This window comes from Pseudomonas sp. P5_109 (assembly GCF_034009455.1).
GTDB lineage: Bacteria > Pseudomonadota > Gammaproteobacteria > Pseudomonadales > Pseudomonadaceae > Aquipseudomonas.
Genome location: NZ_CP125380.1, coordinates 4,362,299 through 4,381,005, shown reverse-complemented (window position 1 = coordinate 4,381,005; position 18,707 = coordinate 4,362,299). Strand labels below are relative to the sequence as shown.

Below are 18,707 nucleotides of genomic sequence, written 5' to 3'. Positions count from 1 at the left end.
GAGAGTTTTGGGAGCGCTTCGCACTCCAACGGGGGCAAGCCCCCTCGCCACAGGCAAGCCCCTCGCCACAGCTATGTATTTCAGCTACAGGCAGCAGTCGCCCACCACTCATCCAGCGTCGCCTCCAGCCACCCGGCCACCGCTGCGTAATCCGCACCGTCCTGCGGCTCGCGTGGCAACGGCGACTCATCGCCAAAATGCGCATTGAGCATGGCCACCGACTCGGCGTTCCACTCCGGATGAAACTGCAACCCCAGCCGCGTCGGCCCGGCGCGGTACATCTGCTGCGCACAGTGCGCGCTGCTGGCCAACAACTGCGCGGCAGGCGGCAGGTCGATGGCGTCTTCGTGCCACTCCAGCACCTTCAGCGTTTGCCCATCGATAAAGGTCACCGTGGTCCATCCGGTTTCGGTCCGGTCCATTCGCCGGACATTCCCGCCCAGGCTCAACGCCAGCAACTGCGCCCCCAGGCAGATGGCGAACACGGCCGCACCCAGCTCCAGACTGCCTCCGAGCCATTGCCGTTCGGCTTCCAGCCAGGCCGGGCCGGCATTGGATTCATAAGGCCCGCCCAGCAGGATCACGGGATCGGCGTTGACGGGCGGCAATTGGCCGAGGTCGGCGCGAAACACCTTCAGCGCCAGCCCTCGGGATTCGGCCCAAACGGCGATGGCGCCGGGACCTTCGGCGCGGTGGTGCTGGATCAGGTTCAACGTGGGCATCGCGCTACTCTCGATGGGACGCAAGGGCGCTCAATGTGCCGTAAAACACCCGGTGTCGCCAGTCGTCCCGTTTTGTCGGATACAGCCGAAAATGCTGTAGGCCTGGCGTGAAAACGCGGCATGTCCGACAGACTTTGCACCGTCATGGCGCTTTAGCCTCTTGGGCTCGATCCCGGCGCCACTTTTTTATAAATATTTGTCGCCTCGGCGTAATTTACCCGCCTGTAGCCGCTCTAGACTGCCGGCCACTTCGGTTTGCGCCCACAAAGCCATGACCGAACGCTGCCAATCGAAGCTGCCAATAAAAGCCTCCGCACACAGGAGTTATAAATGAAGAAGCTAGTGATGTTCGGTGCCCTGGCACTGTCGATGTTGTCCCTGACCGCCGTGGCCGAAGACGCCAAGCCGATCCGCATCGGTATCGAAGCCGGCTACCCGCCATTCTCGATGAAAACCCCAGACGGCAAACTCACCGGTTTCGACGTGGACATCGGCGACGCCCTGTGCGAGCAGATGAAGGTCAAGTGCACCTGGGTCGAGCAAGAGTTCGACGGCCTGATCCCCGCGCTGAAGGTCAAGAAAATCGACGCCATCCTGTCGTCCATGACCATCACTGACGATCGCAAGAAGAACGTCGATTTCACCATCAAGTACTACCACACCCCGGCGCGCTTCGTGATGAAGGAAGGCACCGACGTCAAGGACCCGCTGACCGAGCTCAAGGGCAAGAAAGTCGGTGTCCTGCGCGCCAGTACCCACGACCGCTTCGCCACTGAAGTGCTGCAACCAGCGGGGATTGCCCTGGTGCGCTACGGCTCCCAGCAGGAAGCCAACCTGGACATGGTCTCCGGCCGCATTGACGCGCTGCTGGCCGACTCGGTCAACCTGGACGACGGTTTCCTGAAAACCGACGCCGGTAAAGGTTTTGCCTTCGTCGGCCCTGAGTACAACGATCCGAAATACTTCGGTGGCGGCGCCGGCATTGCCGTGCGCAAGGGCGATACTGCCCTGGCCGAGCAATTCAACAAAGCCATCACCGACATCCGCGCCAACGGCAAGTACAAGCAAGTGCAGGACAAGTACTTCAAGTTTGACGTTTACGGCGAGTAAGCGAGCGGGCTGAAAAAATGGCAATCGTTGGCGCGGTTGCCATTTTTTTTGTGCTTTCTTTCTATTGAAACGAGAAACCTGTGGGAGCGGGCTTGCTCGCGAAGACGTCGGTACATTCAGCATTGATGTTGCCTGACACGACGCTTTCGCGAGCAAGCCCGCTCCCACAGGTGATCTCACCGTACAGACATCAGGAGTCTCCCCCATGCAACGCATCGACCACCCATTGCCCTGGAGCCACCTGGGCACCGAGCGTACCCTCAGCGTGTTTCGTTATGGCGCAGGCCCGCGCAAGGTGTACATCCAGGCCAGCCTGCACGCCGACGAACTGCCGGGCATGCGCACGGCCTGGGAGTTGAAAAAGCGCCTGGCCGAACTTGAGCAGCAGGGCCAATTGAAGGGTGTGGTCGAACTGGTGCCGGTGGCCAACCCCATTGGCCTGGACCAGCACCTGCAAGGCAGCCACATGGGGCGCTTCGAGCTCGGCAGCGGCAAGAACTTCAACCGCTCGTTCGTCGAACTCAGCGCGCCGGTGGCCGGGTTGATCGGTGATCGCCTCGGCAGCGATGCCCAGGCCAACATCGCGTTGATTCGCCAGGCCATGGGCCAGGTCCTCGACGACTTGCCGGCAGCGACATCGCAGCTGGAAGCAATGCACCGCCTGTTGTTGCGCCATGCCTGCGACGCCGATATCACCCTCGACCTGCATTGCGACTTCGAAGCGGCGATCCACATCTACGCGTTGCCGCAGCACTGGCCTCAATGGCAATCCCTGGCGGCGCGCCTGAAGGCCGGCGTGGCGTTGTTGTGTGAAGATTCCGGCGGCAGCTCGTTCGATGAGTCCTGTTCTTCACCATGGTTGCGCCTGGCCAGGATGTTTCCGGCGGCGGCGATTCCACCGGCCAACCTGGCGACCACGCTGGAACTGGGCAGCATGGGCGACACCCGCATCGACCAGGCCCAGGCCAATTGCGAGGCCATTCTCGGTTTCCTCGCCGAACAGGGTTTCATCTCCGGCACCTGGCCGGCGGCACCGGCCGAATGCTGTGAAGGCATGCCGTTCGAAGGCACCCAATACCTGTTCGCACCGCATCACGGCGTGGTCAGTTTCCTGCGGGAAGCCGGGGAGTGGGTGGAGAAGGGCGATGCGCTGTTCGAGGTGGTCGACCCGTTGAACGACAAAGTCACCACCGTGCAGGCCGGCACCAGTGGCGTGCTGTTTGCCATCGACCGTGGGCGTTATACCCAGCCGGGGACCTGGCAGGCGAAAGTTGCCGGGCGCGAGGCGATTCGGGCGGGCAAGTTGATTAACGACTGAGCCGGGGATTTTTGCAGGCTGTTCGGGCCTCTTCGCGAGCAAGCCCGCTCCCACACTGGATCGTTGTTGCACACCTATTCTGTGTTCACTGAAGATCCAATGTGGGAGCGGGCTTGCTCGCGAAGACGGCATCCGCCACGCCCGAGATGTTCCTGCCTACTGACCAGTGTTAGGCTCTTCCCCGAATCCTGCATTCCGAGAAGGAAGACCCATGTTGAAGATTCTCGCGCTGCTCACGCTCCTGGCATCCTCTGCCGTCCACGCCCAAACCCCGCTGCAAACCGACCTGCCGCTCAAGTACCTGGAGCAGGCCAACGCCGATTCGAACCATCAACCCCTGGTGATTTTCCTCCACGGTTACGGCAGTAACGAGCAGGACCTGTTCGGCATCAAGGATGACTTGCCCGCGTCTTACACCTACCTGTCGGTGCAGGCACCCTTGGTGTTGGAGGCGGGCAGTTACCAGTGGTTTCGCAAGAAGGGCGAAGGGGCCTACAACGGCGAGACCGATGATCTGAAGTCCAGCGGCCAGGTGCTGCTGGATTTCGTCGCACAGGCCACGAAGAAATATCACACCGAACCCGAGAAGGTGTACCTGGTGGGATTCAGCCAGGGCGCGATCATGTCCTACGAGGTAGGCCTGCGACATCCCGAGGCGCTGGGTGGCATCGCTGCGCTGAGCGGACGGATTCTGCCAGTGCTCAAGGATGAGCTCAAACCGGATGAAAAGCGCCAGTCGCTGGCGATTTTCATCGGTCATGGCGAGCAGGACAAACGCCTTCCCTACAGCGACGGCAGCGAAGCCAACAGCTTGCTGCAGAGCGTGTCGCTCGAGCCTGAGTTTCACGGCTATCCCGGTGTCGGCCACAACATCAGCGCCGACGAGATCCAGGATCTGAGCGCCTGGCTGCAGCGTCTGAACCCTTGAGCCTTACTTTCCGCTGACGATCTGTTTGATCAGGGTTTCGTGGGCCGCCATGTCGCCGGGACGGGAGATCACCTGAATCACCGCCATGCGGGTGCCGGATGCTGCCATCAGCGTGGTGGTGAGGGTCATGCCGCCGCCCTGGGTGGCGGTGCCGTCTACCTGGCGCAGGCCCAGCCCGGTTTTCTGGGTCAGGCTTTTCTCGCTCAGTTTGTTGTAGTCGGGCAGGGACTTGTGTTGCGCCGAATCGAAGTCAGCCACGGTGCCGTCGAGGAACTCGCCGTCGTTGTCCTTGACGCTGATACCTTTGGGCAGGGTGTTTTCCGCGGCGATCACCACGGTCTTGGTGGTCGCATTGCTGTACAGGGTGCCGCTGGCGCCGTCCGGGCTGGCGGGCAGCGGGTTGGCGCTGAAACCCTTGGGCAGGTTGAAGGTGAACTTGCCGCCGAGCATCGAGACTTTCTGGGCCGGCGCATCGCTGGCAGTGGCCTGGGCGGCCTGCGCATTCAAAGCCCCCAGGCCGGTAACCGCTGCCAGCAGCAGGACAAGGGCTTTTTTACTCAACAATGACATCGAAATCTCCAGGGACGAACGCGCGGTGGGGCGCGATCATCCCATGGAGGATGTGATGCATTCCAGCGTGCTCTAACGAGCGGTCACTTGAGTGAGGTCGCTTACCTGTGGCGAGGGGGCTTGCCCCCGTTGGGTTGCGTAGCGACCCTCAAAATCTCGGGAATTGTCGGAGAGCTTGGGAGCGCTTCGCACTCCAACGGGGGCAAGCCCCCTCGCCACAGGCAAGCTCCCTCGCCACAGTGATCACTTTTTTCATCACCCTCGAAGGCTGAAACCTTCGGATTACGCCTGGTTTTGCGGGAACAGGTTGCGACGGGTTTCTTCGTCGAATTCGGCCTTGAGCACCAGTTGCTCTTTCAGGCCATGGGCACGCTGGGCGGCCGGGCGGGCGCTGACTTCATCGTACAGGCGCTTGACGTTCGGGTAGGCCGCCAGGCCGTTTTCGCCAAGGATGTAGGGCGCGTAGTTGGCCCAGCCCCACAGGGCCATGTCGGCGATGCTGTAGGTGTCGCCGGCCAGGTACTGATGCTGGGCCAGGCGTTCGTCGAGGATGCGGTAGTGGCGTTCGACTTCCTTGAAGTAACGGTTTTTCGCGTAGGGCAGATCTTCCGGAGCGTGGTGCAGGAAGTGCACCGCCTGGCCGGAGAACGGCGACAGGCCGGTGCCGATGAACATCAACCACGAGAGCATTTCGGCCTGGCCGGCAGCAGTGGTCGGCACAAAGCGCTGATGTTTCTGCGCCAGGTGCAGCAGGATCGCCTGGGAGTCGAACACAGTGGCGTCGCCATCCACCAGTGCGGGCACCTTGGCGTTCGGGTTGATTGCCAGGAAGGCTGGCTGGTGTTGCTCGCCCTTGAAGGTGTCGACGCCGATCAATTCGTAGGGCGTTTGCAGTTCTTCGAGCAGCAGGGCAACTTTCATCGGGTTCGGCGAAGGGTGGAAAAAGAATTTCATGGTGTAGGCCTCAGTCGGGTAGGGGGTGGAACTGAGGCTGATGTTGAAGCAAACCTGTTCGATTGACGTGCAAGGGTGTTGTTCTACTCGTGCGAAACAATCGAACGGGTTACCGGGGCTTTTTCGGGCGCCTGTGCGGTGGCAATCACCGCGCCGGCGATGATCAGCAATGCCGGCACGATCAGGATCGGGCTGGCGTGGCCATGGCCGACGACGATCAGCAGCATGGTCGAAATCAGCGGTGCCAGATAAGACAGTGCCCCCAGCGTCGCCAGGTTGCCGTGCTTGGTGGCGTGGTCCCAGGCGAAAAATGCCAGGCCTGCCGGGCCCAGGCCGAGGACGACAAGCGCCGCCCATTGTTTGATATCGGGCCACACAGTGGTTTCGAAGGCCAGGTGGCAGACCAGCCCGACAGCGGCCGACATGCCGCAGATTCCACCGATGATGCTGCTTGGCACCGCGCTGAAACGACGGTTGAACACCGAGTAGCCAGCCCAGATCAGTGCACAGCCGAACGCCGCCAGATACCCGGCGACCGGCATCGTCGCGGCCGAATGGGTCGCTCGTTGCTGCATGATGAACGCCGTGCCCGCCAGGCCCAGCACCGCGCCGAGCACCTGGCGCTTGTGCAGCTTTTCTCCGGCGGCGAAGGCCGACAGCAGTACCAGTATCAACGGCCACAGGTAATTGATCAGGCTGGCTTCGGCGGCAGGCGCGACCTTGAGCGCGAAGAAGTACAGCGCGTGATAGACGAAAATGCCGATGAAACCGGTGGCCCACACGGCCCAGGGTTGGCGCCAGCTGCTGAACCCGGCCAGACCGTGGCGGCCGAGGGTGATCAGGCTCGCGGCAAAGGCCACGCCGAAACTCAAGGTCAGCAGTTCAAAGGGCGGGATGCCTTCGGTGAGGGTGGTCAACAACGCCAGGCAAGACCAGAGGAAGATCGCAATCACGCCCACGGCGGTCGCCGAACGGGCATTGCGCAAGCGAGATGCAGTCATGTCTGTTCCTTCAGCGCGTAGAGGCGGGCAACATCCTGGCCCGATGACATCATGCAGCTTAGCGTTTGATCGCCGTTCCTCCAGTGTCTGTCGTCGGGCCGACCGGCCGCGCGAGCAAGCGTTTGGTCACGCCCAGCATGGCCACCGACACTGCGACGCCCAGCACAAACGCGTTCATCCCCAGCGTCGGCAAGGTCAGGGCCAACACCAGGCAGAACGCGGCGAACGAATACATGCCAGTGGCAGTGGCGCGCAGCAACGCGGCGGTAAAGGCCGGGCCACGGGTTTGCTGGGAGAACACCGCCATCACGCTGCCCAATACCGGGAACACCGCCAGCAGGCCGCTCCAGCGGTCGCCGACGGTGCTGGCCAGCAGTGTCACGACCAACGTGAGCAAGGCACCGGCCACCATGCGCAGCAGAAGCTTGTCGGATTTTGGCGGCGGGCCACTGAGTAGCGGTTGCACGGTGGGAAACAGGTACGGCGCGGCGAGCAGCGCGGTCGCGGCGGCGCACACCGAAAAAACCAGGGATGCCGGGATCAGCGACAGGACAACCGCCACCGCCGCCCAGACCGCCAGCGAGATCAACAACGCCAGCGGCCATCCGGCCCGTTGTGCGACCTGGGCGTAGGTCACGCAAAACGCAATCATCGCGAACATCGCCGACAGCGCGGCGGTAGCCGATTGCGCGGCGAACGCCTCGCCTTGCTCCAGGGCGAGGAACAACAGGATCGGCCCGACCACCACCGGCAACCCCGACAGCCAACCGGCCACGCTCGGCCCCCAGCGTTTGCCAGCCAGGGAAATCAGCAGCAGGAAGCCTGGGATTACCAGTAGTTTAAGGATCAACACGCGCATGTCTCCGACCTGTGTGAGGTGGCAACGGTAACATCGCATCGGCTGGATTTTGTATACAAAAATAAAAGCTTCTTCACGCAATCCCGGGAAACACCGATAACGCAACACCTGTAGGAGCCAGCTTGCTGGCGATGGACTCGAGTGCACCGCGTTTATCCGGTTTACGCGCGTTATCGTTGACGACCATCGCTGGCAAGCCAGCTCCTACACGGGACCGCGTGACCTACGCGCCCTGTAGGAGCCGGCTTGCTGGCGATGGACTCGAGTGCGCTGCGTTTATCCGGTTTACGCGCGTTATCGTTAACGACCATCGCTGGCAAGCCAGCTCCTACACGGGACCGCGTGACCTACGCACCTGTAGGAGCCGGCTTGCTGGCGATGGACTCGAGTGCGCCGCGTTTATCCGGTTTACCAGCGTTATCGTTAACGACCATCACTGGCAAGCCAGCTCCTACACGGGACCGCGAGACCTACGCGCCCTGTAGGAGCCGGCTTGCTGGCGATGGACTCGAGTGCGCCGCGTTTATCCGGTTTACCAGCGTTATCGTTAACGACCATCACTGGCAAGCCAGCTCCTACACGGGACCGCGAGACCTACGCGCCCTGTAGGAGCCGGCTTGCTGGCGATGGACTCAAGTGCGCCGCGTTTATCCGGTTTACCAGCGTTATCGTTAACGACCATCACTGGCAAGCCAGCTCCTACACGGGACCGCGAGACCTACGCGCCCTGTAGGAGCCGGCTTGCTGGCGATGGACTCGAGTACGCCGCGTTTATCCGGTTTACGCGCGTTATCGTTAACGACCATCGCTGGCAAGCCAGCTCCTACACGGGACCGCGTGACCTACGCACCTGTAGGAGCCGGCTTGCTGGCGATGGACTCGAGTACGCCGCGTTTATCCGGTTTATGCGCGTTATCGTTGACGACCATCGCTGGCAAGCCAGCTCCTACACGGGACCGCGTGACCTACGCACCCTGTAGGAGCCGGCTTGCTGGCGATGGACTCTAGTGCGCCGCGTTTATCCGGTTTACGCGCGTTATCGTTGACGACCATCGCTGGCAAGCCAGCTCCTACACGGGACCGCGTTGGCGATGGACCCAGGTGCGCCGGGTTTATCCGGTTCACACGCGTTATCCCTCGAAATTGTACGAAAGGGGCTTTTGCGTCTCCTGATTTTTGCGATGATCACCACCTGCCTGAGAGCCTTCCCACCTGTTGATGGATCATCGTGTGAACTTCAGTTTTTTGCCCAAGACCGCGACTGCGCCGTTTTGTCCGCCGGAAGTGGCCGGCAGCGTCGCCGTCGACCCGCGTGCGTCGTTCTTCAAACGTGTCCTGCGCTTTGCCGGGCCGGGGTTGTTGGTGTCCATCGGTTACATGGACCCGGGCAACTGGGCTACCGCCATCGAGGCCGGTTCGCGGTTCGGCTACAGCCTGCTGTTCGTGGTGCTGCTGGCGAGTCTGGCGGGAATGGTGGTGCAGTGCCTGTGTTCGCGCCTGGGCATTGCCACCGGGCGTGACCTGGCGCAATTGTCAAGGGAGCGCTACAGCACGCGCACCGCTCGCACGCAGTGGTTTCTGGCGGAGATCTCGATCATCGCCACCGACCTCGCCGAGGTGCTCGGCTGCGCGCTGGCGTTCCATTTGTTGCTCGGTTGCTCGCTGACCTTCGGCATCGCCCTCACGGCCTTCGACACCTTGTTGGTGCTGGCCTTGCAGAACCGTGGTTTCCGTCGGCTCGAAGCGATCAAGCTGGTACTGGTCGGGACCATCGGCGTGTGCTTCTTCGTCGAGTTGCTGCTGATCAAGCCCTACTGGCCCGATGTCGCCCGCGGTTTCACGCCATCGCTGTCGGCCATCGGCGATGCGGCGCCGCTGTACCTGGCCATCGGCATCCTCGGGGCCACGGTCATGCCGCATAACCTGTACCTGCACACGTCCATCGTGCAAACCCGGTTGATCGGCAAGGACCTGGCCAGCAAGCAGGACGCAGTCAAGCTGGCGCGTATCGACACCATCGGTTCCCTGGCACTGGCGCTGCTGGTCAACGCGGCGATCCTGATTCTGGCGGCGGCAGCCTTCCATCAGTCCGGGCACACCGATGTCGTGGACATCCAGGATGCCTATCACCTGCTCGACCCACTGGTGGGAGGGGCCTTGGCCAGTGTGTTGTTTGGCGTGGCATTGCTGGCCTCGGGGCAGAGTTCGACCTTCACCGGCACCATCGCCGGCCAGGTGATCATGGAAGGGTTCCTCAACCTGCGCATTCCCTGCTGGCAACGGCGCCTGATCACGCGCGGGCTGGCGCTGATCCCGGCGTTCATCGGCGTGTGGCTGATGGGCGATGACGCCATCGGCAAGTTGCTGGTGTTGAGTCAGGTGGTGTTGAGTTTGCAGTTGCCGTTCGCGTTGTACCCGTTGATTCGCATGACCAACGATCACTCGCTCATGGGGCCGCTGGTGAACCGGCTGCCGACGCGGGTGTTGGCGTGGGGGTTGTTTGTCGTGATCAGTGGGGCGAACAGTTGGTTGATTCTGCAGTTTCTGGGCTGACCCGTCGGGCCTCTTCGCGAGCAAGCCCGCTCCCACAGGGTAATGCGGTCAACTGTGGGAGCGGGCTTGCTCGCGAAGAACGATGACTCGGTCCACCTGAAAAAATGCAGGCAAAAAAGAACCCGGTGTGTGGCGAGGGGGCTTGCCCCCGTTGGGTTGCGCAGCAACCCCAGAATCTCGGCAATAGTCGAGTATTTTGGGAGCGCTTCGCACTCCAACGGCGGCAAGCCCCCTCGCCACAGGGCACCGGGTGTGTTGCCAGGCGGCGACAGATCTTCGTGGGTCCCCGCGCCGTCTGTTGAACGCTTTTAAGCCCTTTCGAGCGCCAGTGCCACGCCCTGACCACCACCGATACACAGGGTGGCGAGGCCTTTCTTGGCGTCGCGCTTGAGCATTTCATGCAGCAGGGTCACTAGTACGCGGCAACCCGAGGCACCGATCGGGTGACCCAGGGCGATGGCGCCGCCGTTGACGTTGACCTTGTTCAAGTCCCATTCCAGGTCCTTGGCTACCGCCAGCGACTGCGCGGCGAAGGCTTCGTTGGCTTCGATCAGGTCTAGTTGGTCGATGTTCCAGCCGGCCTTGTCCAGGCAACGACGGGTGGCCGACACCGGGCCGATGCCCATGATTGCCGGGTCGACGCCTGCGTTGGCGTAGGCGGCGATTTTTGCCAGCACTGGCAAACCCAGGGCCTTGGCTTTTTCGGCGCTCATCAGGATCACGGCCGCGGCGCCGTCGTTCAGTGACGAAGCGTTGCCGGCGGTTACCGAACCGTCCTTCTTGAAGGCTGGCTTGAGCTTGCCCAGGGACTCGGCGGTGGTGCCGGCCCGTGGCTGCTCGTCGGTGGCGAAGGACAGCGGATCGCCCTTGCGCTGCGGGATCAGGATCGGGGTGATTTCATCGACGAAGCGCCCGGCTTCGATGGCGGCCACGGCCTTCTGCTGTGAGGCTGCCGCGAAGGCATCCTGCTGCTCGCGAGTCAGGCTGTACTTCTCGGCCAGGTTCTCGGCGGTGATGCCCATGTGGTAGTCGTTGAACGCATCCCACAGGCCATCGCTGATCATGGTGTCGACGATTTGCGCGTGTCCCATGCGCAGGCCGGTGCGGGCGCCGGGCATGACGTAGTTGGCCAGGCTCATGTTTTCCTGGCCACCGGCGATGATCACCTCGGCATCGCCGCAGCGGATCGCCTGGGCACCCAGGTGCAGGGCCTTGAGGCCCGAGCCGCAGACCTTGTTCAGGGTCATGGCCGGCACGGCGAACGGCAGGCCGGCCTTGATCGCGGCCTGGCGCGCAGGGTTTTGCCCGGCGCCGGCGGTCAGCACCTGGCCCATGATCACTTCATCGACTTCGGCCGGATCCAGGCCGGTTTGCGCCAGCAACTGGCGGATCACCGCAGCGCCGAGGTCGACGGCGGACACATTGGCCAGCGATCCCTGGAAACTGCCGATCGCGGTGCGCGTGGCGGCAACAATGACGACTTCTTGCATGGAATGATTCCTCACTGGGCAGCGAACTGCATTTCCGGCACGTGGTCCGGCACGATCAGTTTACCGGCAGTCTTGGCGACGATCTCTTCGACGCTGACGCCCGGTGCACGCTCTTTCAGAATGAACGCGCCGTTTTCGATTTCCAGGTAGGCCAGGTCGGTCAACACGCGCTTGATGCAACCGGCGCCGGTCAGCGGCAGGCTGCATTGCGACAACAGCTTGGACTCACCGTCCTTGGACGCGTGGGTCATGATCACGATGATGTTGTCGGCGCCGGCCACCAGGTCCATCGCGCCGCCCATGCCCTTGACCAGCTTGCCGGGGATCATCCAGGAAGCGATGTTGCCTTGCACGTCCACTTCAAAGGCGCCCAGCACGGTCAGGTCGACATGACCACCGCGAATCATCGCGAAGGACTCGGCCGAGGAGAAAATCGAAGCGCCGATGCGCGCGGTCACCGTTTGCTTGCCGGCGTTGATCATGTCGGCATCGATGGTTTCTTCGGTAGGAAACGGACCCATGCCCAGCAGGCCGTTTTCCGACTGCAGCATGACCTCCATGCCTTCGGGGATGTAGTTGGCGACCAGGGTCGGAATACCGATGCCCAGGTTCACGTAGAAGCCGTCCTGCATTTCGCGGGCGACGCGTTGAGCCATTTGTTCGCGGGAAAGTGCCATTGTCGTTATTCCTTCATTCGGTCCGGGGGCAGGGGATCACTTACGCACGGTGCGCTGTTCGATGCGCTTCTCGAACGTGCCGCAGATGATCCGGTCGACGTAGATGCCAGGGGTGTGGATCTGCGCCGGGTCCAGCTCGCCGGGTTCGACGATTTCTTCGACTTCGACCACGGTGATCTTGCCGGCGGTGGCGGCCAGCGGGTTGAAGTTCTGCGCGGTATGGCGATAGATCACGTTACCGAAATGGTCGGCTTTCCAGCCTTTGACGATGGCGAAGTCGCCGGTGATGGACTCTTCCATCAGGTACTTGCGGCCATGGAATTCGCGCACTTCCTTGCCGTCGGCAACTGGAGTGCCAACGCCGGTGGCGGTGAAGAAGGCCGGGATGCCGGCGCCGCCCGCGCGCATTTTTTCGGCGAGGGTGCCTTGCGGGGTCAGGATGACTTCGATTTCGCCCTTGAGCAGTTGCTCTTCGAACAGCTTGTTTTCGCCGACGTAGGACGCTACCACTTTGCTGATCTGGCGGTCGGTCAGCAGTACGCCGAGGCCGAAACCGTCGACGCCGCAGTTGTTGGAGACCACGGTGAGGTCGCGAGTGCCCTTGCGCTTGATCTCGGCGATCAGGTTTTCCGGGATCCCGCACAGGCCGAAGCCGCCAGCGATCACGGTCATGCCGTCTTCAAGACCTGCCAGAGCTTCCTCGTAGGAACTCACGCGCTTGTCGAAACCTGCCATATGCACCTCTTTTATTCTTTGTGGGCGGCTGGCTAGCCGAATGGGATGGAGTGTCGCGCCGCTTGATTCATTTGTTAAGTTGTTTTTTAAGTCTGATTGATTGATAAAGCTCATTAAACGATGAAAAATGCAGACCTGTAGGAGCCGGCTTGCTGGCGAAGGCGGCGGATAAGGCCAACATCGATTTCGCCTGCCATATCGCTATCGCCGGCAAGCCGGCTCCTACAAGGTTCAGTGGTTCATTCATTCTGGAGCTAAGCGACCCATGACCGTCAAGCAGATCCGCGCCTTTCTGGCGGTGGCGCAAAGCCTGAGTTTTGCCGTGGCCTGCGAGCGCCTGCACCTGTCGCAATCGGCCCTGAGCCTGACCATCAAGGCGCTGGAAGAGGGCCTGGGCGGGCGCTTGTTCACCCGCAACACGCGCAACGTGGCACTCACCGCCGAGGGCGAATCCCTGGTGCCGCTGGCGCGCCGGCTGATCGCCGACTGGGACAATGTCGAGGATGAACTGCGTCAACGCTTCACCCTGCAGCGCGGTCGCGTGACCCTGGCGGCGATGCCGTCGTTCGCCGGCAACCTGCTGCCGCCGATCCTCAAGACGTTCCGCGCGCGTTATCCGAATGTCAACGTGACGGTCAACGACGTGATCAACGAGCAGGTGCTGGAAATGGTCCGTGACCGCCAGGTGGAACTGGGGGTGGCGTTCGAACCGACCATGAGTTCGTCGCTGCAATTCACGCCGTTGTACATCGACCGTTTCGTCGCGGTGGTGCCCCTGGATTCGGCATTGGCCGAACTCGATGACATCGACTGGCAGACCCTGCTCAAGGAACCGTTCATTACCTTGCAGCGTCCGTCGACGGTGCGGGTGATGCTGGAAGAACACTTGCAAGCCCGGGGCATGAAGCTGCCGGTGGAGTTTGAAAGCCATCAACTGGCGACGGTCGGGCGCATGGTCGCCAGTGGCCTGGGCGTGAGCGCGGTACCGGCGCTGTGTGCCGGGCAGATGCGCGAGCTGGGTGCGCGCTGCATTACCTTGCGCGACCCGGTGGTTGAGCGGGCGCTGGGGGTGTTGACGTTGCCGGGTGGAGAGCTGTCGGCGGCGGCGCAGGCGTTGTTTGATGTGCTGAAGGAGGAGAACCTGGGGCAGCGTTTCTCCACGAGCTGATCACAATCCCTGGTTCTGATCACAATACCTGTGGGAGCGGGCTTGCTCGCGAAGAGGCCGGCACATCCAATAGAGATATTGCCTGACCCACCGCTTTCGCGAGCAAGCCCGCTCCCACAGGGTTTTGTGTTGATCAGCTAGAGAGGCGTTCTGCCAATAAGGGGAGTAGTCGCTCGCACGACCCCTCGATCTTCAAATCCAGCATCTCATCTGCCCGGGTCTTGCCCAGGTTGATCGCGATCAGTGGCTTGCCCTGGTCCACCACCGCCCGGCACAGGCGAAACGCCGAATAGGCCATCAACGAAGACCCGATTACCAACAACCCGGCAGCCTGTTCAACGGCGGCCATGGCCTTGGGCTGCCGTGGCCTGCGCGACGTTCTCGCCAAAGAACACCACATCCGGCTTCATCCGCTCCCCGGCGCAATACGGGCAGTGCGGGACCCGGAAGCGTGCCTCGAAGGCCGGGTCGAGCAAGGTGTCGCCGTCCGGCGCCTGAACCGCGTCGACGCCGGCCAGGTACGGGTTCTGGGTTTCCATCAGGCGCTGGATCGAATCGCGCTCGCTGCGCTGGCCGCAATCCAGGCACAACACCCGGTGCAAACTACCGTGCAGTTCAATCACGTCATGGCTGCCGGCCTGGTCGTGCAGGGTGTCGACGTTCTGGGTGATCAAGGCGCTGATCTGTCGCGTGCCTTGCAAGCGGGCCAGGGTGTCGTGGGCCACGTTCGGCTGCGCCTGACGCACCCGTGGCCAGCCGAGCATCGCCCGCGCCCAGTAACGACGCCGGGATTGCGCGGCCGAGAGAAATTCCTGATACATCATTGGCTGCCGGCCACGGCGCACACCCTGGTTGTCGCGATAGTCCGGGATGCCCGAAGGCGTGCTGATACCGGCTCCGGTCAGCACGGCAAACGGCTGATTCGCCATGAGCTGATGGAGGTGATCGAGATGGTCACGGGTCTGACGGTCGAGCATGCCGGGAAACCTGTAGGAGCGAGCTTGCTCGCGATGGTAGCCAACGATAACACTGTAAGCCTGACACCCCGCGCAGTGATCACGTTTTTCGCGAGCAAGCTCGCTCCTACAGATGGCGGTGTGGGTTACTTGCGCGCCTCCAGGATCAGGTTGAACGGCGTTTCCGTGGCCCGGCGAAACGAACTGAACCCGGCCTCATTGAACACCTTGCGCAACCGCGCTTCACCGGCCTGGGCGCCGAGGCCGAGGCCGACTTCCTGGGACAGCGAGTTGGGTGTGCAGATGAAGGTCGAGGCGGCGTAGAACAGGCGTCCGACCGGGTTGATGTTGTCGTCGAGCGAGTCGTTGGCGTAGGGCTCGACCAGCAACACCGTGCCGTCTTCCTTCAGCGACTCATAGGCATGTTTGGCTGCGCCCACCGGGTCGCCCATGTCGTGCAGGCAGTCGAAGTAGCAGATCAGGTCGTAGTCGCTGCCGGGGAAGCTTTTTGCGTTGCCCTGGAAGAACCGGACCCGGTCGGACACACCGCCTTCTTCGGCCCGCTGGGTGGCGACGGTGACCGATGGCGCGTGGTAGTCGAAGCCGACGAAACGCGAATCCGCATACGCCTGGGCCATGATCACCGTGGACGCGCCATGACCGCAGCCGATGTCCGCCACTTTGGCCCCGGCTTCCAGCTTGGCCACCACGCCATCGAGGGCCGGCAACCATTCGGCGATCAAATGCGCTTTATAGCCGGGGCGGAAGAAACGTTCGGTGCCGCTGAACATGCACGGATGGTGATCGCCCCAGGGCAGGGCGCCGTCGCCGCGCATGGCATTGACCAGCTTGTCCTTGTCATGGAAAAACGACGCGACCACACCGATACCCCCGGCGATATAGACCGGTGAATCTTCGATGGCCAGTGCCAGGGCTTGCTCTTCAGGGAGGCGGAACTGGCCGTCGCGGTGTTCCATGTAGCCGGAGGCGGCGTGGGCGCTGAGCCATTCACGCAGCAGGCGGGTGTTGCAGCCGGTTTTTTCGGCAAGGGTTTCGGGAGTGATCGGCTGGCTGTCGGCCATCGCCCGGTACAGGCCGAGCTCTTCGCCAAGGATGACGTTGGCGAGCATCGCCGCGCCGCCCATGTCATTTACCAGTTTGCCCATGAAATCGTTGAGTCTGGCCTCGTCCATCACGTGTGCTCCTTTGGCAGGATCACGGTCCAGGGGCGCTGTATTGGCGAGGCGTTCGCCGCTGGGCGGTGGTCGTGGGAATGTGCAGGACGCTGAGCGGGTCCTGGGTGCAGTAAGTTTAGTCCGGGGCTTGTACCGCGCGGCCTGGTGCGACGAAAGCAACATGTTCCTGACCGACGCTGGACCCTGTGGGAGCGGGCTTGCCCGCGAAGGGGCCGGCACATTCAAAAGCGATGTTGACTGACCCACCGCCTTCGCGGGCAAGCCCGCTCCCACAGGGATCAGCAGTGCTCGCAAAGATCGTGTGTATCCCACTGTATCCAGAACCCTTCCTGACACAGTGACCTCCTGTTCCGCCCCCAGCCGAACACAGTCCCGATACACCCCTTCGATTAACTGTGTCTCAAGGCGGGCACTGGCTCGCGTCCTTGAACCTCTTGCGAGATCGACCCCATGCAGACACCCATTTCCCCCGTAGTCAAGGCCAGCGCAGGGCTTGGCCTGCGTCGCGGTTTACTCAAAGACCTGCAAGCGGCCCCGGCCGGCCATTTCGACTTTCTGGAGGTCGCTCCGGAAAACTGGATCGGCATCGGTGGCGCCCACGGCGCGGCATTGCGGGCGCTGGCCGAGCGCTATCCGTTGTCGTGTCACGGCCTGTCCCTGTCCCTTGGCGGACCGTCGCCGCTGGACGTCGGTTTTTTGCAGGAAGTCCGGGGTTTTCTCGATCACTACAACGTGCCGCTGTACAGCGAGCATCTGAGCTACTGCAGCGATGACGGTCACCTGTACGACCTGTTGCCGCTGCCGTTCACCGAAGAGGCGGTGCACCACGTCGCCGCGCGGATCCGCCAGGCCCAGGACATCCTCGGTCGGCGCCTGGCGGTGGAAAACGTGTCCTACTACGCGGCGCCCCAGCAGGACATGGACGAGGTGACGTTCACCAATGCGGTGTTGCGCGAGGCTGATTGCGACTTGCTGCTGGACGTCAACAACGTGTACGTCAATTCGATCAACCACGGTTTCGATCCGCAGGCGTTTCTGGCTGGCATCGATGCGGGCCGGGTGGTGGCGATGCATATCGCCGGGCATTTCGACGAGTCCGACACTTTGAAAATCGACACCCACGGCGCTTCGGTCAAACCGGCGGTGTGGGCGTTGCTGGCCCAGGCTTATGCCCGGTTCGGTGCACAACCGACGCTGCTGGAACGCGATTTCAACTTTCCGGCATTCGCCGAACTGGTGGCGGAACTGCAGACCATTCGCCGCCTGCAGCAGGAGATTTGAACCGTGAGCAAGCAATCGTTGCATCAACAGCAAAGCAGCATGGGCCAGTACTTGCGTGATCCCGAGCATTGCGCGCCCCCCGCGGAGATGGACCCTGCCCGGGCGCAGGTTTATCGCGACCTGGTGTTTGCCAATCTGTCGTCGTTGCTCAGTGGCACCTTTCCGGTGTTGGTGAGGATTCTTGGGGATGAGGATTGGCGTGCGCTGGTACGCATCTTCCTGCGGGACTACCGCGCGCGCACGCCGAAATTCGGTGAAATCGCCCAGGAGTTTGTCGAGTTTCTCGCGGACGGGCCTCAGGCGTTGAGTGATGGGTCGTGGCCGCCGTTCATGGTGGAGCTGGCGCATTACGAGTGGGTGGAAATGGCCTTGCAACAGTCGGACGCCGAGCCTTTGGTTGTCGGTGATGTTGCGTTGCTGCTGGATCGGGTTTTGCAGGTGTCGCCGCTGGCCTGGCCGTTGGCGTATGCCTGGCCGGTGCACAAGGTAGGGCCGGGGTATCTGCCGGATGTGTTGCCTGATCAGCCGACGTTGTTGTTGGTGCGTCGGGATGAGGACTGGAGTGTGAGGTTTTCCGGGTTGAGTCCGTTGGCTTGGCGATTGTTGCAGCGTATTGGTGAGTTTCCCGGGTTGACTGGGCTTGCGCAGTTGCAGGGGTTGGCGGTGGAGGTGGGGGTGGTGGGGGATTTGGGGTTTTTGGAGGGTGGGGTGGGGTTGTTGCGGCAGATGCATGGGGAGGGGGTTGTTGGGGTTTTGGGTACATATCCGTTACTTCGGTAACGGCGGCTTATGGTTTCGCCCTTACGGCGAGTCCCTTTTGGCAAACGCCCCAAAAGGAACCAAAAGGTCTCGCCCCTGGCGTACGGCCCCTCGCTTAGGCTCGGGGTTCCTTCGCTCCGGCATTCATCCGGGGGCATCGCCCTCCGGTTGGCTTCGCTGGCACCTACATGCGATGAGTTCGACTGCGTCGAACGGCGCTGCGCGCCCATCCCCGGATGAACACCTCCGCTCAGCCTCCCGAGGGGGCGGGTGGATCAAGATCAAGAGCTGCAGGCGAGCTAACGCTCGGCCTGATGAGTGGTGAAAAGCGAAGGTGTACGCCGATTTGCCTTTGCTCTTCTGTAGGAGCTGGCTTGCCAGCGATGGCGGCCTGCCAGCCAACCAATCCCTCGCAGGTACACGCCGCTCA

General features: G+C 62.2%; 16 protein-coding genes and 1 pseudogene. 7 read left to right on the top strand and 10 right to left on the bottom strand.

What is annotated here, in order from left to right; translation table 11 throughout:
• Positions 1–80: 80 nt before the first annotated feature.
• Positions 81–722, bottom strand: coding sequence for a type 1 glutamine amidotransferase (locus QMK54_RS19560; protein WP_110661595.1), 642 nt, complete (start codon positions 720–722; stop codon positions 81–83).
• 330 nt (positions 723–1,052) lie between these two features.
• Between QMK54_RS19560 and QMK54_RS19555 the strand changes: the two genes are divergently transcribed.
• The 3 genes from QMK54_RS19555 to QMK54_RS19545 all read left to right on the top strand — a co-directional run bounded on the left by QMK54_RS19555 (position 1,053) and on the right by QMK54_RS19545 (position 4,078).
• A complete protein-coding gene (locus QMK54_RS19555) occupies positions 1,053–1,832 on the top strand; it encodes an ABC transporter substrate-binding protein (protein WP_110661597.1) in 780 nt (259 codons plus the stop codon).
• Positions 1,833–2,037: 205 nt separating this feature from the next.
• A complete protein-coding gene (locus tag QMK54_RS19550; RefSeq protein ID WP_320401173.1) occupies positions 2,038–3,150 on the top strand; it encodes a M14 family metallopeptidase in 1,113 nt (370 codons plus the stop codon).
• Positions 3,151–3,361: 211 nt separating this feature from the next.
• Positions 3,362–4,078, top strand: coding sequence for an alpha/beta hydrolase (locus QMK54_RS19545; protein WP_110661601.1), 717 nt, complete (start codon positions 3,362–3,364; stop codon positions 4,076–4,078).
• A 3-nt stretch (positions 4,079–4,081) separates the two neighbouring features.
• Here the strand turns inward: QMK54_RS19545 and QMK54_RS19540 are convergent, their stop codons facing one another.
• From QMK54_RS19540 to QMK54_RS19525, 4 genes are all read right to left on the bottom strand, one after another.
• On the bottom strand, positions 4,082–4,648 hold the full coding sequence (locus QMK54_RS19540) for a hypothetical protein (protein WP_110661603.1): 567 nt from the start codon (positions 4,646–4,648) through the stop codon (positions 4,082–4,084).
• 282 nt (positions 4,649–4,930) lie between these two features.
• The gene (locus QMK54_RS19535; RefSeq protein ID WP_110662573.1) at positions 4,931–5,602 is read right to left on the bottom strand and encodes a glutathione S-transferase family protein; all 672 of its coding nucleotides are present in this window, start codon (positions 5,600–5,602) and stop codon (positions 4,931–4,933) included.
• Between the two features lie 83 nt (positions 5,603–5,685).
• Positions 5,686–6,603, bottom strand: coding sequence for a DMT family transporter (locus tag QMK54_RS19530; RefSeq protein ID WP_223596055.1), 918 nt, complete (start codon positions 6,601–6,603; stop codon positions 5,686–5,688).
• Between the two features lie 58 nt (positions 6,604–6,661).
• On the bottom strand, positions 6,662–7,456 hold the full coding sequence (locus tag QMK54_RS19525; RefSeq protein ID WP_223596065.1) for a hypothetical protein: 795 nt from the start codon (positions 7,454–7,456) through the stop codon (positions 6,662–6,664).
• A gap of 1,236 nt (positions 7,457–8,692) precedes the next feature.
• On the opposite strand from QMK54_RS19525, the gene QMK54_RS19520 reads away from it, so the two are divergent.
• Positions 8,693–10,015, top strand: a complete 1,323-nt coding sequence (locus QMK54_RS19520) for an Nramp family divalent metal transporter (RefSeq protein ID WP_320401172.1) — start codon at positions 8,693–8,695, stop codon at positions 10,013–10,015.
• 308 nt (positions 10,016–10,323) lie between these two features.
• On the opposite strand, the gene QMK54_RS19515 is transcribed toward QMK54_RS19520, so the two are convergent.
• Genes QMK54_RS19515 through QMK54_RS19505 form a run of 3 tightly spaced genes read right to left on the bottom strand, consistent with a single transcriptional unit; the run spans position 10,324 to position 12,917 of the window.
• Complete coding sequence (locus tag QMK54_RS19515; RefSeq protein ID WP_320401171.1) at positions 10,324–11,505, bottom strand: acetyl-CoA C-acetyltransferase; 1,182 nt, start codon at positions 11,503–11,505, stop codon at positions 10,324–10,326.
• Positions 11,506–11,516: 11 nt separating this feature from the next.
• Positions 11,517–12,182, bottom strand: coding sequence for a CoA transferase subunit B (locus QMK54_RS19510; RefSeq protein WP_057399619.1), 666 nt, complete (start codon positions 12,180–12,182; stop codon positions 11,517–11,519).
• 36 nt (positions 12,183–12,218) lie between these two features.
• Positions 12,219–12,917 (bottom strand): CoA transferase subunit A, encoded by a 699-nt coding sequence (locus QMK54_RS19505; RefSeq protein WP_110662269.1) that lies wholly within the window; start codon positions 12,915–12,917, stop codon positions 12,219–12,221.
• Between the two features lie 265 nt (positions 12,918–13,182).
• Between QMK54_RS19505 and QMK54_RS19500 the strand changes: the two genes are divergently transcribed.
• Positions 13,183–14,085 carry a LysR family transcriptional regulator gene (locus QMK54_RS19500; RefSeq protein WP_110662270.1) on the top strand — a complete coding sequence of 301 codons (903 nt, stop codon included), beginning with the start codon at positions 13,183–13,185 and terminating at the stop codon, positions 14,083–14,085.
• 133 nt (positions 14,086–14,218) lie between these two features.
• On the opposite strand, the pseudogene QMK54_RS19495 reads toward QMK54_RS19500, so the two are convergent.
• Positions 14,219–15,062 (bottom strand): annotated as a pseudogene (locus QMK54_RS19495) (NAD-dependent protein deacetylase).
• A gap of 125 nt (positions 15,063–15,187) precedes the next feature.
• Positions 15,188–16,234 (bottom strand): class I SAM-dependent methyltransferase, encoded by a 1,047-nt coding sequence (locus QMK54_RS19490; RefSeq protein ID WP_223596061.1) that lies wholly within the window; start codon positions 16,232–16,234, stop codon positions 15,188–15,190.
• Between the two features lie 453 nt (positions 16,235–16,687).
• Between QMK54_RS19490 and QMK54_RS19485 the strand changes: the two genes are divergently transcribed.
• Positions 16,688–17,518: a DUF692 domain-containing protein gene (locus QMK54_RS19485; protein WP_320401170.1), complete on the top strand. Its 831-nt coding sequence runs from the start codon at positions 16,688–16,690 to the stop codon at positions 17,516–17,518.
• Positions 17,519–17,521: 3 nt separating this feature from the next.
• On the top strand, positions 17,522–18,298 hold the full coding sequence (locus QMK54_RS19480) for a DUF2063 domain-containing protein (protein ID WP_320401169.1): 777 nt from the start codon (positions 17,522–17,524) through the stop codon (positions 18,296–18,298).
• Positions 18,299–18,707 lie beyond the last annotated feature (409 nt).